This window comes from Bacillus nitroreducens (assembly GCF_964021195.1).
On the sequence record NZ_CAXHYI020000003.1, the window covers coordinates 436,267 to 451,293 of the forward strand.

Genomic DNA, 15,027 nt, shown 5'->3' on the forward strand with positions numbered 1-15,027 from the left:
CATAATGGAAAATCTCATTTAGCAACTGGACTTGGAAGAAAAGCATGTGAAATGGGTTATGAAGTTAGATTTTATCGTGTATCCACACTTATCGAGCAATTGGAACAAGCGCTGAAACAGGATAAATTACCTTCCTTTAGAAAGAAGTTTGAAAAGGTAGAATTAATCATTCTCGATGAGATGGGTTATCTACCTTTTAGCAAGGAGGGTTCTGAACTACTATTTCAACTTATTGCTGAATGGTATGAACAGAAAAGCCTGATAATCACTTCTAACCTTGAGTTCAGCCAATGGAATAGGATTTTTATTGATTCTAGACTAACAGCTGCGTTAGTGGATCGTTTAATTCATCATGCTCATGTATTAACATTTAACGGTGGAAGTTATAGATTATCGAACGCTTTATCACGAGCAAGATAAGTTGAAACGATTGGGTGGCAAAACTCTGCAAAAATTCTTGCGCAACTATGCACTTTTTTCTTGCAAAATACACAAACAGAAAAACTGGCGTTACAGTCTATATTTTCTTTAAAAAAGTCTGAGCGTCGTTATACCAAATATGAAATTGAACGTGCATGTAAAATGATTATTTCTATGACAAAAAGACCGACGGTCAAGAGCATTCAAACCATTCTAAAGAGCAATAAAAAGAATGATGCCGAGCAAGAGATGAAACGGAAAACAGAAAGCAGTGAAAATAAATATGGCTTCACACGTGGAGCTCATTACTACGGAGGAACAGATAAATGATGAATGACCAAACTTTAACTAAACTACACGAAATGAAATTGAGTGGAATGGCGGAAGCCTATAAAGAGCAAGCATTGAACAAGGAATTCCAAAAGATGAGTTTTGAAGATCGTTTTTCTTTACTTGTTGATTTAGAGTTTTCGCGTCGTAAGAGCAATACGCTTCAACGTTTAATAAAATCAGCTACTTTTTTAAACTCAAATGCCTGTATTGAAGATATAGAATATTACGAGGATAGAAGATTAGATAGAGATTTGATTTTAAAACTTGCCAGTGGTACCTATATTCAAGACAGCCACAATATCATATTAAAGGGACCCACCGGTTCAGGAAAATCATTTTTAGCCAGTGCATTTGGAGTGTCTGCTTGTCGTCAGTTCTATAAAGTGAAATACATTCGTTTACCAGAATTACTAGATGAACTTTCGCTAGCAAAATTAGCTGCGGACGGAAGTTATCGTAAATTAATCAAAAAGTATACAAAAGTAGATTTACTCATACTAGATGAATGGTTACTGACAGATTTATCAACTGATGAAGCAGCAATCCTACTAGAAATCGCCGAAGCCCGCCATAAAGTAGCTTCAACTATTTTCTGTTCGCAAATTGATCCTAGCGGATGGCATACCAAATTAGGTAATGAAACGATAGCAGAAGCTATTTTGGACCGTATTATTCATGACTCCTATCAAATCTTAATAGATGGAGAAATATCCATGCGTGAACGTCATGGGCTTGGTGGAGGATTCTAATTTGACAGTTATTACGAATAAAGATCTAAGGGAGTTGGAGGAATACTTCTACTGTGTCGGATTCAAGAGCTGGTATCCGTTCCCCAAGGAATTAAAAACGCAGCTGATTGACTACTACGGAAAGGAACCCTCTCCTCATGAATGGAGCAAACAGGACATTTTTGAGGGAGCTAGAAAAATGATTATAGAGTATTTTAAAGACAGTTCTAATTAACATACAATCTGTAACAAAAGAAACCCTACAGTTTATTAAACAACTAGTAATCTGTAGGGTTTTATGATGAGATTGGTAATCGTGTTGGCATTGCGTGGTAAGTTCTTTGACAAACACTGGTACAAAAGATGGCAAGGGTGGTAAAATCACATGGCCGTAATCAACTTTTATCCACTATACTAATTCGCAAGCTTAAAAACTTCAGCAAAAATAAGCGATAACCCTTCTTAAGATCATCTATGTGAATCGCAAATTAAAGCAATATATGAAAAAGACCCGGAATTCGGAAATGTTTATTTTCACGAAAACCGGATCTGAATCGGTAATGTTTATTTTGGTTGAGAGATGTTTAAATTAGTTAGACAATTTCAACACCAACCGCGCTACTGCTTCCACATGCGCCGTATGCGGAAACATATCCACTGGCTGTACATATTCCACTCGATATAGCTTCGATAGGACCTGAATATCCTTTGCTAAAGTAGACGGATTACAAGATACATACACCATCTTCTTCGGTTTTACTTTTAAGACGGTTTGAAGGAATTGGTCATCACAGCCTGTACGTGGTGGGTCAACTACCACCACGTCTGGACGCCAGCCTTCTTTCACCCATTTTGGTAGGAGCTTCTCGGCTTTTCCTACGGCATAGGTGGCATTATGGAAGCCGTGTTTTTTGGCGTTTTTCTTTGCGTCTTCGATGGCCTCTGGGATGACTTCGATACCTCGAATTTCGGAAGCCCCGTCTGCTAGCCATAACCCGATCGTTCCAACTCCACAATAGGCGTCGACGATTTTTTCCTTACCTGTTAATTGGGCAGCCTTTTTGACTTCATCATATAATTTGACGGTCTGTTCTGGGTTCAGTTGGAAGAATGCTCGAGCTGATAGCTCAAATGACAAGTCACCTAGTGTCTCTTGAATGACCTCGCTTCCGTGTAGGTGGACCGACTCGTCACCAAAAATGAGTGAAGTCTTTTGCCCATTAATGTTTTGGATAATTGATTTGACTTCTGGTAAACGGTTGTTGATTTCCTCGATTAATTTGTTTTTATTCGGAATTTCTTTTTTCGCTGTAATAAGGACAAGTTGGACCTCTCCCGTTTGGACACCCACTCTTGTGACAATGGTTCGGACGAGACCCTTTCGATTACGTTCATTGTAAATGGAAATGTTCAAGTCCTGTAAAATCCTTTTTACCGTTTGAGTGACCTTGCTTGTTGCAGGGTGTTGAATCATACAGTCCGCAATATCGATAAGCTTATGAGAGTTTAAGGCATATAGCCCCGCGATTACCTTTTGTTTCTCTAGTCCGACCTGGAATTGGCTTTTGTTTCGGTAGTTCCACGGGTTATCCATTCCAATCGTGTCTTTGATATTGAGTTTTTCAATCGGTTGTGTCCTACTGTAACGTTCAAAGGCTTGGACGACGATGTCCCGCTTTTCTTTTAATTGCTGACGATAGTCCAAATGCTGTAACTGGCAGCCGCCACACTGATCGAAAATAGGACATGGTGGCTTTACCCGATGTTCTGATTTTTTTCGGACCTTTTTTATCCGACCTTCCGAAAATTTCGGATGAACTTTTGTTGCTTCAACGACGACCTCTTCACCAGGCAGTGCTCCTGGTACAAAGACAACCTGCCTTTTAAAATACCCAACACCTTCACCATTGATTCCGAGTCTTTTTATCGTAAGGGGAAAGGTTTGTCCCACCTGTAGTTTTGCTTGATTTTCTTTTTGTTGTTTCATTCTTACACACAACTTTCTATTCAATGCTTCGCCATAGATATAAGGAGGCATAGCTTAAGTATGGCTCCCATGGCTTGCTGTATTCTTCCATTTGTTCATAGGTTGGCTTATTTTCGAGATTGTATAATTTTTTGACCGCATTTTGGATTCCGATATCTGCCATTGGAAAGAGATTTGGTCGCCCCAGTGCAAATAGAAGGAAATTTTGTGCGGTCCATTTTCCAATTCCTCGCAACTTTACAAGAGTATCCGTAACCTCTTCGTCTGTTTTAGATTGGAGGTCCTGAAGGGATAGTTCTCCTTCTGCAATTAGCCTCGATGTATCAATTATATATTCAGCCTTCCGGCCACTAAATTGTAGCTCTCTCAAATCTGAAACAGACAACTGTGCTATTTTTTCAGGTTGTGGGTGGACCCACGTTCCGTCGACTTCTTCCCCAAATGTCGTAACAAACCTGGATGTTAGTGTATAGGCAAACGTCATGTTGAGCTGTTGATGGATAATGCATTTCATTAAGCAATAATACGGATCAAAGTCTAAGACCAGTGGTGTTCCACGATGTTCTATGAAAATATCTCGTAGATCTGTTTGTAAAAAATGTTCTTGAATAGGATCTAAAGGTACGTTCCACTGAAAAATGTGGGAAACATGTTGTAGACTCCGCTCCGTTGAATTGGTACCTGTGACTAAAAAAGTGGGCTCATCAATTGTACCTGTTGCTTTTACAGTCACAATGACAGGTTTATTTTCACTATAAAACGGCACCTTCACAGAGCGTTCCTCTTTATTTAGTGTAATTAGTGGATTTATCGAAAGCCTATCTAGGACGCGATCAAAATCATATGGCGGCTGAACATGCACCTTTTTCTCCCACATGGAAACCAACCTCAATTCTAATGTGTTAGTACCCATTATACCATTTGGACAGAAAAAAAATCCTCCCGGAAGCAAGGAGGATTTCTTCATTATCTATTTAGTAAATCTTCACGAAGTGGTGTAAATGTATCAAGTAAAATACCTTCTTCTAATGCAATGACCCCATGTTTATGGTTCCCAGGAATAACAATCGTTTCTCCTTGTGAGACCGTTGTTTGTTCACCCTCAATTGTGAACTGGAAGCTACCTTTCATGACGTAAGTAAGCTGCTCATGTGGATGGCTGTGTTGATAGCCTTCCGCACCTTTTTCAAAGTGTACTTCCATCATCATAACGGATTTACCTGGTGGGAATATTTTTCGTTTTACCCCTGGTTCTGCATTTTCCCAATCTCCAACCATTGCCCATTCCCCCTTCTTGTATTCCCTTACATTATATAATGAAACACCCATCCGTAGTGGTGTTTTTTTCCACACTGATGGGTAACTAATGGAGCTGGTGACAGTTTTGTCTCTATAACTTTACGGTAAGTAGTTTTTATCTGTAGTGAATTTTACCGTTACTGAAAAAATCCCTTTTAAAGGGCCTTTGCTTCTGTATGTTCGATTTCTGTTTCCACTTTTTTAGACGTATTTAGTAAAACCACACCACCGATAATTAAGGCAATGCCTGCTAATTTAAGCGTACTAAAAACTTCTCCCCACATGAGTGCGCCAATCACTGCTGTTAGTGCTGTCCCCGCACCAGACCAAATCGCGTAAGCCAAACTTAGCGGAAGTGACTTCAGACAAAGGGCTAAGCAGTAAAAAGCAAGTCCATATCCTATTATGACACCGATTGATGGGAGAAGGATAGTAAATCCTTCTGACATTTTTAGCATAGTTGTTGCGAAGACCTCAGCAACAATTGAAATGGTCAAAGCAAAATATCCCTTCATTCAAAATCCCCTCCCATATTTAGTAAAATGACTCCACCAATAATCAAGAGGAACCCAAGGATTTTTTGCTTATCAATGCTTTCTTTATAGAAAATAATCCCGACTAATGCAGTAAGTGCTGTCCCTACTCCAGCCCAGATAGCGTAGGCGAGTCCAAGTGGCAAAGTCGTTAACGATAAAGATAGAGCATAAAATGATAGACCGTATCCAAGCATGACTCCTAAAGAAGGCAGGAGTTTCCTGAACCCATCTGTTGCTTTAAGCAGCGAGCTACCAAACACCTCACTCAAGATCGCGAAAATTAAGAGAATGTATGGATTCAACGATATCCCTCCTATAAGCAAATACAACTTGGTTATGTGAACACAAATTTCATGCCCACACAAGCTGCGACAACAAAACAATGCCACAGAAAGTGGCACTTAAGTCTGTTACCTATTTGAAGTTTTATATATAAAAGCAAAGTTTCCGCCTTATACTTTCCTAACAATGAATTAGATTCCCTACATTCAAATACAAAAAATTTTCTTTCTCCATTTTACCTGTTTTAATGATATCTGGGAACAGGTTGGAAATTATTGTATATAGCAAGACAAAGAAACGTAATGATAATTTAATTTGTGATATTCTAACTTTTTTTGTAAAGTATTACTAAGTCAATATTTTACAAGGAGTCTTTCACAATGAAAAAGTTATTGCTGTTGTCCGTTTTACTGGTATTGTTAGCTGCCTGTGGAAATGCTGATCAGGAGGCGAGCACACCGTCTGAGGAACCTATTCATAGCGCGGAAAATGATTCAGATACAGATAGTGTAGAGGCAAATGAATCTGACGAAATCTCAAGTGAAGAAGCAAGCACAGCTGATTACGAGGAAAATCATGATTCTGGTGTTGATAACGGTAATGATGACGCGCCAGCTGATAATAGCCCGCTAAAGGAGCAATATGTAAGTGAGTTAGATGCAATTGCAGCAGATCTTGAGAGTAAGCCTGAAGGTGAAACCCAAATGGAGATGGAAGAAATCGCATCAGTTGCCTATAAAGCTTGGGACAATGCACTGAATAAAATCTTTTCTGACTTAGAAAAGCAACTTCCAGTTGAACAAATGGACAAGCTTCGAGAAGAACAACGTCGCTGGATTAAAGAAAAATACAAAATAGCAAGTGAAGAAGCCGCACAATACGAAGGTGGCTCAATGGAGTCCTTGGCGAAGATAAACGCACAGGCACAGTTCACCAAAGAAAGATGTTATGAATTAGTTGAAAAATATATGTAATGGAAAAAGGACTTAGGAATGATTCTAAGTCCTTTTAGTTTATATTAAATAATAATTCTCCTTTAATCGTTCTTTCCGCCATAAGGTGGTCTAAGCTTCGGAAGGTATATCCCTCTTTCCGCAAATCATCGATTGCTTTTCCTAACGCTTCAGCATTATCCCTCGAAACGGTATGTAGCAGTAGAATTGCACCAGGATGAATTTGTCTCATGATGTTGTTATAGGCATACTCCCACCCACGTTGATTGTTAATGTGCCAATCCACAAATGCAAGTGACCAAAACACATTCTGATAGCCAAGTTTGTTTGATAAAGCTAAGGTTCTCTCACTGAAGATACCTCGAGGTGGCCGAAGATAGGTAATATCCTGCCCAGTCAATTTTTTGACTTCCTCTCGAACAGAATCTAATTCTTTCCTTAGACGATCGTCACTTACTCTTGTTAAGTCTGGATGATACCATGAATGATTTCCAACAATATGTCCTTCCTTTGCCATTCGTTTGACAAGGTCAGCTTGGTCTTTTAAATAATGCCCTGTTACAAAGAAAGTCGCAGGAACCTTCTTTTCTTTTAACACATCTAATACTTTTTCAGTGTAACCATTTTCATAACCATTATCGAAAGTCAGGTAAATATCTTTTTTTGTTGTATCTCCAATATAAAATGATCCATATTTGGCAAGTAAATTTTCATAGTCCTCACCCGCTGAGGCTGGTTCATGATTTCTGCTCTTTTTAAAGCCCCAATGGATCGGTGTGTTCGAATATGATGCTTCCGCTTGGTGGGCACCAGCGAATGAAAAGGATACGACCAAAACAAGAAGTAAGCTAAAAAGCCTTTTCAAAAGTAAAACCTCCCAAACTCCGTTAGTAGTAGGGTTAGTTTTTACCACATTTAGGGAGTTCATGCAGGGATAGATTACCAAAAAGCTCTTGTTGGCGTGAGTGTATGTAATTTCGCAAGGAAGGAGGACTATTTTAGATAAAATGCTTTTTCAATATTTGCTGTTATTGTACATATTTTTAGTGGCTAATATTCGGTATCTCCAATATTGAGTTCGAATTATAAGGCAGCCATGTATATTTTGAATCCTATTTTTCGAAGATATGGGACATAACAATGAAGATATGGGACACTATTCTTGATTTATTGGACCCAACCTTTATTTTATGGGACACACACTCAATTATATCGGACACAATTATGAATAAATGGGACATTTCTTTCTTGAGTAACAAATTCAATAAGAAAAACCCGCTACGCATAAACGTAACGGGCAACAATTCCAACTATATGTTAAGCAAATACACGCTCTTTGAATTGTTCTAGTTTTTCTAATGAAGATTTGTCGACGTCTTCGTGTAGGCTGTTGCCGTGAGAGTCCATGGTCACAACAGCAGTAAAGCCTTCAACATTTAGATGCCACATTGCTTCAGGGATACCGAATTCCATGAGGTCAACACCATCAACAGATTTGATACAGTCTGCATAGTATTGGGCAGCACCACCGATTGCGTTTAGATAGACACCACCGTGCTCCTTTAATGCAGCAAGTGTTTTCGGTCCCATTCCGCCTTTCCCAATAACCGCGCGGATGCCGAATTTTTTCATGATGTCGCCTTGGTAAGGCTCCTCACGTATACTTGTTGTTGGACCTGCCGCTTTAACGTGCCATTTCCCATCTTCATCTTTAAGCATAACTGGACCACAGTGATAAATGATTTGTCCGTTCAGATCAACTGGTGCATCGTTTTCTGATAAATGCTTATGGATCGCATCACGCCCCGTGAACATACGACCATTGATTTTAACAACGTCCCCAACCTTAAGTTCTCTGATTTGTTCTTCTGTAATTGGTGCTTGAAGGACCACTTCGCGAGTTTCTGACTTCACTTCCACTTTTTCTTGTTCTTTTGAGAAGTCGATTTCTTCTCCTTCTTGGTATAACCATTCTTTGATATCACCAGTTTCTGCATCAAGTGTAACTCCTAGACGACGATAGGCCCAGCAGTTGTATGCTACAGAAACAAAGAAGCTAGCAGGAATACGGTGCATCACGCCCACCTTACAGCCAAGGAGTGTTGTTTCGCCACCAAAGCCCATTGTTCCAATTCCAAGCTTATTGGCATTTTCCATCACGTATTCTTCCAATTTTCGAAGGTCTTCGTTTGGATTCTCATCATCAACAGAACGGAAAAGCTGTTCTTTTGCTAATTCATATCCAGAAGTACGGTCCCCACCGATACCAACTCCTATGAAACCTGCACTACAGCCCTGTCCTTGTGCTTGGTAGACAGAATGCATGATGCACTTACGAATTCCATCTAAGTCACGACCAGCGCGTCCCAGTCCTTCTAGTTCACATGGTAAACTGTACTGAATGTTTTTATTTTCACAGCCGCCTCCTTTTAAAATAAGGCGAACATCGATATAATCTTCTTCCCATTGCTCAAATTTAATTACAGGAACACCTTCACCTAGGTTGTCCCCACTATTTTTTCCAGTCAATGAATCGACTGAGTTTGGACGAAGTTTTCCATCTTTTGTTGCTTCGACAATCGCTTCACGAATGGCAGCTTTAATTTTTAATTGATTCACCCCAACAGGTGTTTTTACTTTAAAAGTTGGTAGACCTGTATCTTGACAGATTGGAGATACATTTACATCTGCCATTGAAATATTTTCGGTTATTGTTGAGAGAGACATCGCTGCACGTGTGCCAGCACTTTCACTCGCTTTTGCGCGAGCAACTGCTCTACGTACATCCTTTGGAAGTCTTGTTGATGTTTCTACAATTAACTTGTACATGCTTTGTTGTAGCTTATCCATCTGTATTCCCCTTTCCCTAGATTCCCCTTTATCACATGTTCCTCGGCTTATCTGCACCGATTTTTTAGACCCACACGGGTGGATCATAAAAGCGTTGCCACAAAATGTGCGCTATTTAGCTTCAATCGTCGCATCCGCCAGAGACATAACATTATTCACCAGCCTATCATGAACACAATTGTCCAAGAAGCTAGTAAACTATTGAATTTTATTAAACTTGTAAACTCACTATCATTATACTCCTATATATTTTTTTTCGAAAGTAATTTGCAAGCGATTCCAACTATTATTTAGTAGTAGGTAAGGAGATAGAGACAACTTGTTCCTTTTCTGTTATTAAATTCACACCGATTAACCCTGCGACGGAAAAAATCATCGGTATGATGAAACCAAAATAGTAACCTGCTTGAAAATGATCCAAGACCATTCCGAATATAGCTGGAAGTAAGACCGCACTTAAAAAACCCCCTGTGTTAGCAAAACCTGATATCATGCCAGATTCACTTGTCGGAAAGGTTTGTCGTACAACTGCAAAAGTTAAGGAATTCGAGCCAAATGAAAATCCGATGATAAAAAATAAAGAAATAAGCAAGAATAATGGTGGTCCCTTACTGAATAATAGAAAAGTGGACCAGCACAAAACAGTAACTAGATGGAAAAAGAGATAAGGTCGTTTAATGTTTCCTAATCGACTCGAAATCCAGCCAATTAATGGTGCACCAATAAGTGCACCGATGAGACTAAACATAATAAGTTGGCTTGCTTCCATGCGGGTAAACCCGTATATTTCCATTCCGTAAGGCACTGCCCATGAACCGATAAATCCTAAATACCCACCGACAAGTCCGAAATGACATAGAAATAACGCCCATGCTTGTCGATTTGATAAGATATGTTTGAGTAAAACGGAGAGATTTTCACGTTGGATTTCTTTTTTCTCAATCATCGGTTGACCGGGCTTTTTTACAAGGACAAAATATAGAAATATCCCACACATACATAATAGGACTCCCCCTGAAAAAAAGGCACCTCGCCACCCTAAAAGTGCGACTAAAGCTGAATAAGGAACGGTTGCCATCAAGAAACCTAAACTACCAGTCATTCCCGCGACACCGATGAGTCGAGTAAATTCTTTTTTATTAAACCATTTACTTAAAATCAGCACTAAATTCACCCAAATCGTTGCATCCCCGATCCCCGTTAAAATACGTGCAAAAAAGAGGATGAATTCATGGGTGCCTATGCTGTAAAGAACTGTCCCACCCCCTGTGAGGATCGCACCAAAAATCAGAAAAAAGTTAGGTCCATATCGGTCAGCCAAAATCCCCATCGGCATTTGCAGAGCCGTGTATACAAGAAATTGAATGCTTGTAAGAAGGCCAATCGTGGTTGCTGTCACTTGGAAATCAGTCATTAATTGGTCTGTAATAAGCCCTGGCGCGGTCCGCTGGCTAGACATGACGACATACGTAAACAAAACAGAAGTAAATATAACCCATCTGAATTGACTTTTTTGTTTGTTCATCGTTATCTACCCCTGTTTGCTTTTTTACAGTATATATATGGATTTTTATATCCGTGATGCCCATACAGAGGTAAAAAAAACAATCATTACATTTTATATCTCGAACAGGTATAATCAAAAAATGGGAGTTGAGATCAATGAATAAAAAAGACGTCGCAAACATCCGTAAACAATTTAAATTAGATAATCAATATTTAAAATTAAATGAGATTCTCAATGTCTATGTAAAAAAAGAATCGGGTGAGATTTATCACCATATCTGTCAACCATTCGAACTGTTAGAGCTAGAAGCACAGGAATTATTTTTAGGTAATTTTAAAAAGACGTTGTCAGGTCAGCTTGATACTAAGTTGTTTGAATTGAGATTCCAACAAGGTGTTGAGAATAGTACACGTGACCTTTTATATGATGGACTCGAAATGGATGATACAGAAGATTGGATTGAGCAAATGCTGTTAATCGTTGAAAAAATATTTGCTCATACTGTTTATGAGTTTGACACTGTAGTAACATTCATCCGTGCCGAATATCGAAAACCGACTCGAAAACGTGACCCTGAATCTGAAGCTGGCGGCTCTGATGAGGTTTATTATAGCCCGCTTATTCTTTGTAGCCTGAATAAAATTGATCAACCGAAAAAGACATTGGTTTTTGATTATATTGAGAGAACGTTCAAATCAAACACAGAGTTGGATCCTGTTATTAACTTAACTGCCCCACTTACTGGTTTTCTTTTTCCTGCCTTTACTGATAATGCAGCAGACGTGAATCATATTCTGTATGCTGCGGGAAAAGCAAATGAGCCAAGCTATACATTTATTGAAGATGTGTTAAACTGCGAAGATATCATGACAGCAGAAGATGATAAGATTGGATTCGAGATGATCCTAAAAAATGTCATTGGAGATACAGTAGAATCCGAGGTTATTTCTAATGTGTACGAAGAAATTGACCGATTCGTTCAGGAAAAAGAAGAAGAGTCAGAAGAAGAAAGCGAACCACCCGTGATCAACTACCAAGATGTCGAACGCATCTTAAAGGTTAGTGGCGTTGATGATGTGGATACAGCAAAGGTAGAACATGCTTTTAAAAGTGTTATCGATGACGAGCGACATGAATTCAAAGCAGCCAACCTCATTCCAAAATCAATTAAAATCAACACCAAGGTTGCGAAACTTTCTTTAAGTCCAAAAGAACTTAAATACGTCAAATACATCATGTACCAAGGCAAACGTTGTTTGTTGTTAGAAATTGACGAGGATGTCGTGGTTGAAGGACTAACGCTTGAAACGAAGAACCCTGGTGAATAAGGATAGTTCTACAGATCCTTTAAATTAGGCTCTTTCTAATAAATTGTTTTTAATGAAAAAACAAACCTTTTGATTTCACGGAAATCAATTGTGAAAGTTTTTGAACAGCCTTGGATTAAAAACAGTGGATTTCATATCGAAATCCACTGTTTTACTTATTCCTTCCAATCCTTCTTAAAGGTTTCGTATTTTCCTTCTAAATCATCAAGCATTCCGATGAGACGATCTATGTCCTCCACATCTGTAGATTCAGGGTCTAATGTATCAATTACCTCTAAGAACATATTTAGACGATTTTTCAAATAGGTTAATTGTGAGTCCTTATCATGAATCGCTTTTCCCAAGTGACAACGTTCCTTTCATTTTCCGACTTCTTCTATCTTAGTAAAAGATGTTTATATTGACAACTCTTATTCTATTCAATACAATGCCTATGGCGATTTGTGGTTCACCCATTCATCACATGTATGTTCAAAAAGGAGGATGAAAAGGACCACGTCGACAAAAACGCCACGTCCTTTTGTCTTGTCGACACTAGCACATCCTGTACGTCGAAGTTCGAGGCGATGAAGCTTCGAGTTCCGCTACGTATGCAATTAATACGCGAGGAACGCAGAAGCAAGCCAACAGCTTCCACATGATGTGGTGACTTCGACGTTTGACACAGGACGTGTCAGACTTTAGTCGAAGTACCTCTACTGATGTGTCACTTTCATTCGACATTTTTGAACATCCTATAAAAAAGGAGCTACATAATGACTACTAACTTACAATCTTCATTAAAAATTTCTCCTGCACATGATCCGTGGGAGGCTTATTTAGATGTTGAGCAATACGGCTCAATGCAACTTACGAATATCGAGTTTACAACCACCTATCTCTGCAACATGAGATGTGAACATTGTGCAGTAGGTTACACATTACAACCAAAAGACCCTGATGCCCTGCCAATTGATCTTTTGCTTAAGCGCTTGGATGAAATTCCTAAGCTTCGTTCTCTAAGTATCACAGGCGGCGAACCGATGCTTTCAACAAAATCGGTAGACAATTATGTCGTCCCTCTTCTTAAGTATGCCCATGATAGGGGGGTTCGTACACAAATCAACTCAAACCTCACACTTGACCTTAAGCGATATGAAAAAATTGTCCCGTATTTAGATGTGCTCCATATTTCACATAACTGGGGAACAGTAGATGATTTTGTAGAGGGTGGCTTTGCTATGATGGAAAGAAAGCCCTCGTTTGAACAGCGTGAACGTTATTTTACAAGAATGATCGAAAACAGTAAGGCCTTATCACGAGCTGGTGTGATGGTTGCTGCAGAAACGATGCTGAACAAACGAACACTTCCGCATTTAGACAACATCCACAAACAAATAGTGGAAGAGATGGAGTGTGGACGACACGAAGTTCACCCAATGTACCCAAGTGATTTTGCAAGTAATCTTGAGGTATTATCCTTAAAGGAAATCCGAAGCGCTATTCACCATCTCCTTGATATTCGAAATGAAGATGTCTGGATGCTCTTTGGAACACTGCCGTTCTATGCGTGTAGTGATAATGTCGAGGATCTCACCCTCCTAAAGCGTCTTTATGCAAGTAAAAACGTAACAGTACGTAATGACCCTGATGGACGCTCTCGACTAAATGTGAATATATTCAACGGAGACATAATCGTAACTGATTTTGGTGATACTCCACCTCTCGGTAATGTTCAAACAATGTCTCTTCAGAAAGCATATGACAATTGGACACAAACAAAAATTGCGAAAGAAATCAGTTGTCATTGTCCAGCTATTAAATGTCTTGGTCCTAATATCCTTGTAAAAAATGCGTATTACAAAGAGGATGACTTTACTAAACGTCATACAAACATATAAAAATTCGGGCGCCAAATGGTCGCCCGAATTTTGTTTTGTTATTTCACAATCATGGGGAACAATTCCTTATCTAGGATTATCTGACACCATAAATCCATAAGAAACATGATCCTGAACTGGAATCCATGCCCCAATTCCTTGGTGGGTTACGTTTTTAACTACGATGGATTTCTTGCTTCCTTTTAGAACGAGGTAGACTTCTCCATATGTAACCTTCCCTTTTTCATTAACGGCTGGCGCATATGCGTATAAATATCCAAGTTTTTTCGGTGGTACATTATAAATTTGATCCTTTTTCGTACCTCCACCAATAATCGTTGTAAAAGAAAGTGGAAGCTTTGTTTTGTTCGCTGCTTCAATTAGCATCATTTTCTTTACTTCTTCCGCACCTTGGATATCAGCCGTTAAGCCACCTCTTACTATTTTTTGCATTTCCTGTTTGTAGTGAATTTTGTATGGAGCTTTTCCTCCACGGTTGTCATAAAAGTTTGTATTGATTTTTTCATATTCCCAATTTGTACTTGTTTCTGATGATTCGTAGTTTAATGGCCACTGCCCTAGATAAATAGTTGCACGATATCCAAGCGCAAGTGGTGTTGTTTGAATAGCTGATTCATTTAAAATACGAATAAGGTCTGGATTTTCTATTTCCATACCAGCACTATCAATCAGCTCTTTTGCAAGCTTACTTGGCTGAAGATAGGGCAAATCTTGCGTTGGGTTCGGATACGTATTATCCTGTGATATGTCCAAAACGGAACTAGGAATTTTAACTTTATCTGCTTTTTCACCCTTCGACTTTTCGGTACCTTCCGCCAATGTTGTTTCTGCAATGAAAGCAAACATGAGAATGACGGTAACTATAAAAAGAAATTTTCGTTTCATAGGTCGGTACTCCTTTCCTAAGCTTTGTGCTTAGTGTTT

16 protein-coding genes and 1 pseudogene are annotated in these 15,027 nt (G+C 39.1%); 7 read left to right on the forward strand and 10 right to left on the reverse strand.

Annotated elements, in window-relative coordinates; translation table 11 throughout:
- Positions 1-6: 6 nt before the first annotated feature.
- The 4 genes and pseudogenes from ACWPVE_RS05865 to ACWPVE_RS05880 form a co-directional block, all read left to right on the forward strand.
- A pseudogene (locus ACWPVE_RS05865) lies at positions 7-420 on the forward strand (ATP-binding protein); the annotation flags it as partial.
- Between the two features lie 60 nt (positions 421-480).
- Complete coding sequence (locus tag ACWPVE_RS05870; protein ID WP_453991573.1) at positions 481-750, forward strand: hypothetical protein; 270 nt, start codon at positions 481-483, stop codon at positions 748-750.
- Positions 747-1,502 carry an IS21-like element helper ATPase IstB gene (gene istB / locus ACWPVE_RS05875; RefSeq protein ID WP_453991575.1) on the forward strand — a complete coding sequence of 252 codons (756 nt, stop codon included), beginning with the start codon at positions 747-749 and terminating at the stop codon, positions 1,500-1,502. Before ACWPVE_RS05870 ends, istB begins: the two co-directional genes overlap by 4 nt.
- Position 1,503: 1 nt before the next feature.
- The gene (locus ACWPVE_RS05880; RefSeq protein ID WP_453991577.1) at positions 1,504-1,716 is read left to right on the forward strand and encodes a hypothetical protein; all 213 of its coding nucleotides are present in this window, start codon (positions 1,504-1,506) and stop codon (positions 1,714-1,716) included.
- Between the two features lie 354 nt (positions 1,717-2,070).
- Here ACWPVE_RS05880 and rlmD read toward each other — a convergent pair whose 3' ends face one another.
- From rlmD to ACWPVE_RS05905, 5 genes are all read right to left on the reverse strand, one after another.
- Positions 2,071-3,468 (reverse strand): 23S rRNA (uracil(1939)-C(5))-methyltransferase RlmD, encoded by a 1,398-nt coding sequence (gene rlmD / locus ACWPVE_RS05885; RefSeq protein ID WP_453991579.1) that lies wholly within the window; start codon positions 3,466-3,468, stop codon positions 2,071-2,073.
- A 16-nt stretch (positions 3,469-3,484) separates the two neighbouring features.
- The gene (locus ACWPVE_RS05890; protein WP_453991581.1) at positions 3,485-4,345 is read right to left on the reverse strand and encodes a DNA-3-methyladenine glycosylase family protein; all 861 of its coding nucleotides are present in this window, start codon (positions 4,343-4,345) and stop codon (positions 3,485-3,487) included.
- 89 nt (positions 4,346-4,434) lie between these two features.
- Complete coding sequence (locus ACWPVE_RS05895; protein WP_453991583.1) at positions 4,435-4,746, reverse strand: cupin domain-containing protein; 312 nt, start codon at positions 4,744-4,746, stop codon at positions 4,435-4,437.
- Positions 4,747-4,922: 176 nt separating this feature from the next.
- A complete protein-coding gene (locus ACWPVE_RS05900) occupies positions 4,923-5,282 on the reverse strand; it encodes a DMT family transporter (RefSeq protein WP_453991585.1) in 360 nt (119 codons plus the stop codon).
- The gene (locus ACWPVE_RS05905; protein ID WP_453991587.1) at positions 5,279-5,605 is read right to left on the reverse strand and encodes a DMT family transporter; all 327 of its coding nucleotides are present in this window, start codon (positions 5,603-5,605) and stop codon (positions 5,279-5,281) included. The genes ACWPVE_RS05900 and ACWPVE_RS05905 overlap by 4 nt, the downstream gene beginning before the upstream one ends.
- A 360-nt stretch (positions 5,606-5,965) precedes the next feature.
- Between ACWPVE_RS05905 and ACWPVE_RS05910 the strand changes: the two genes are divergently transcribed.
- Positions 5,966-6,559, forward strand: coding sequence for a lysozyme inhibitor LprI family protein (locus ACWPVE_RS05910; RefSeq protein ID WP_453991589.1), 594 nt, complete (start codon positions 5,966-5,968; stop codon positions 6,557-6,559).
- A gap of 34 nt (positions 6,560-6,593) precedes the next feature.
- Here ACWPVE_RS05910 and pdaA read toward each other — a convergent pair whose 3' ends face one another.
- The 3 genes from pdaA to ACWPVE_RS05925 all read right to left on the reverse strand — a co-directional run bounded on the left by pdaA (position 6,594) and on the right by ACWPVE_RS05925 (position 10,913).
- On the reverse strand, positions 6,594-7,403 hold the full coding sequence (gene pdaA / locus ACWPVE_RS05915) for a delta-lactam-biosynthetic de-N-acetylase (protein ID WP_453991591.1): 810 nt from the start codon (positions 7,401-7,403) through the stop codon (positions 6,594-6,596).
- A gap of 452 nt (positions 7,404-7,855) precedes the next feature.
- Positions 7,856-9,388 carry a fumarate hydratase gene (locus tag ACWPVE_RS05920; RefSeq protein WP_453991593.1) on the reverse strand — a complete coding sequence of 511 codons (1,533 nt, stop codon included), beginning with the start codon at positions 9,386-9,388 and terminating at the stop codon, positions 7,856-7,858.
- Between the two features lie 286 nt (positions 9,389-9,674).
- Positions 9,675-10,913, reverse strand: a complete 1,239-nt coding sequence (locus tag ACWPVE_RS05925) for an MFS transporter (protein ID WP_453991595.1) — start codon at positions 10,911-10,913, stop codon at positions 9,675-9,677.
- A 137-nt stretch (positions 10,914-11,050) separates the two neighbouring features.
- Between ACWPVE_RS05925 and ACWPVE_RS05930 the strand changes: the two genes are divergently transcribed.
- The gene (locus ACWPVE_RS05930; protein ID WP_453991597.1) at positions 11,051-12,223 is read left to right on the forward strand and encodes a DUF4317 domain-containing protein; all 1,173 of its coding nucleotides are present in this window, start codon (positions 11,051-11,053) and stop codon (positions 12,221-12,223) included.
- Between the two features lie 155 nt (positions 12,224-12,378).
- Here the strand turns inward: ACWPVE_RS05930 and ACWPVE_RS05935 are convergent, their stop codons facing one another.
- Complete coding sequence (locus ACWPVE_RS05935) at positions 12,379-12,567, reverse strand: SE1561 family protein (protein WP_453991599.1); 189 nt, start codon at positions 12,565-12,567, stop codon at positions 12,379-12,381.
- Between the two features lie 411 nt (positions 12,568-12,978).
- Here ACWPVE_RS05935 and yfkAB point away from each other — a divergent pair, with 411 nt between their 5' ends.
- Positions 12,979-14,103, forward strand: a complete 1,125-nt coding sequence (yfkAB, locus tag ACWPVE_RS05940; RefSeq protein ID WP_453991601.1) for a radical SAM/CxCxxxxC motif protein YfkAB — start codon at positions 12,979-12,981, stop codon at positions 14,101-14,103.
- 66 nt (positions 14,104-14,169) lie between these two features.
- On the opposite strand, the gene ACWPVE_RS05945 is transcribed toward yfkAB, so the two are convergent.
- Positions 14,170-14,988, reverse strand: coding sequence for a YfkD family protein (locus ACWPVE_RS05945; RefSeq protein WP_453991603.1), 819 nt, complete (start codon positions 14,986-14,988; stop codon positions 14,170-14,172).
- Positions 14,989-15,027: the final 39 nt, after the last annotated feature.

Excerpts from the sequence above, each read along its gene's own strand:
- yfkAB (WP_453991601.1), top strand. The coding sequence starts at position 12,979 with ATGACTACTAACTTACAATCTTCATTAAAAATTTCTCCTGCACATGAT.
- ACWPVE_RS05910 (WP_453991589.1), top strand. The coding sequence starts at position 5,966 with ATGAAAAAGTTATTGCTGTTGTCCGTTTTACTGGTATTGTTAGCTGCC.
- ACWPVE_RS05945 (WP_453991603.1), bottom strand. The coding sequence starts at position 14,988 with ATGAAACGAAAATTTCTTTTTATAGTTACCGTCATTCTCATGTTTGCT.
- ACWPVE_RS05920 (WP_453991593.1), bottom strand. The coding sequence starts at position 9,388 with ATGGATAAGCTACAACAAAGCATGTACAAGTTAATTGTAGAAACATCA.
- istB (WP_453991575.1), top strand. The coding sequence starts at position 747 with ATGATGAATGACCAAACTTTAACTAAACTACACGAAATGAAATTGAGT.
- rlmD (WP_453991579.1), bottom strand. The coding sequence starts at position 3,468 with ATGAAACAACAAAAAGAAAATCAAGCAAAACTACAGGTGGGACAAACC.
- ACWPVE_RS05930 (WP_453991597.1), top strand. The coding sequence starts at position 11,051 with ATGAATAAAAAAGACGTCGCAAACATCCGTAAACAATTTAAATTAGAT.
- ACWPVE_RS05900 (WP_453991585.1), bottom strand. The coding sequence starts at position 5,282 with ATGAAGGGATATTTTGCTTTGACCATTTCAATTGTTGCTGAGGTCTTC.
- ACWPVE_RS05895 (WP_453991583.1), bottom strand. The coding sequence starts at position 4,746 with ATGGTTGGAGATTGGGAAAATGCAGAACCAGGGGTAAAACGAAAAATA.
- ACWPVE_RS05890 (WP_453991581.1), bottom strand. The coding sequence starts at position 4,345 with ATGTGGGAGAAAAAGGTGCATGTTCAGCCGCCATATGATTTTGATCGC.
- ACWPVE_RS05925 (WP_453991595.1), bottom strand. The coding sequence starts at position 10,913 with ATGAACAAACAAAAAAGTCAATTCAGATGGGTTATATTTACTTCTGTT.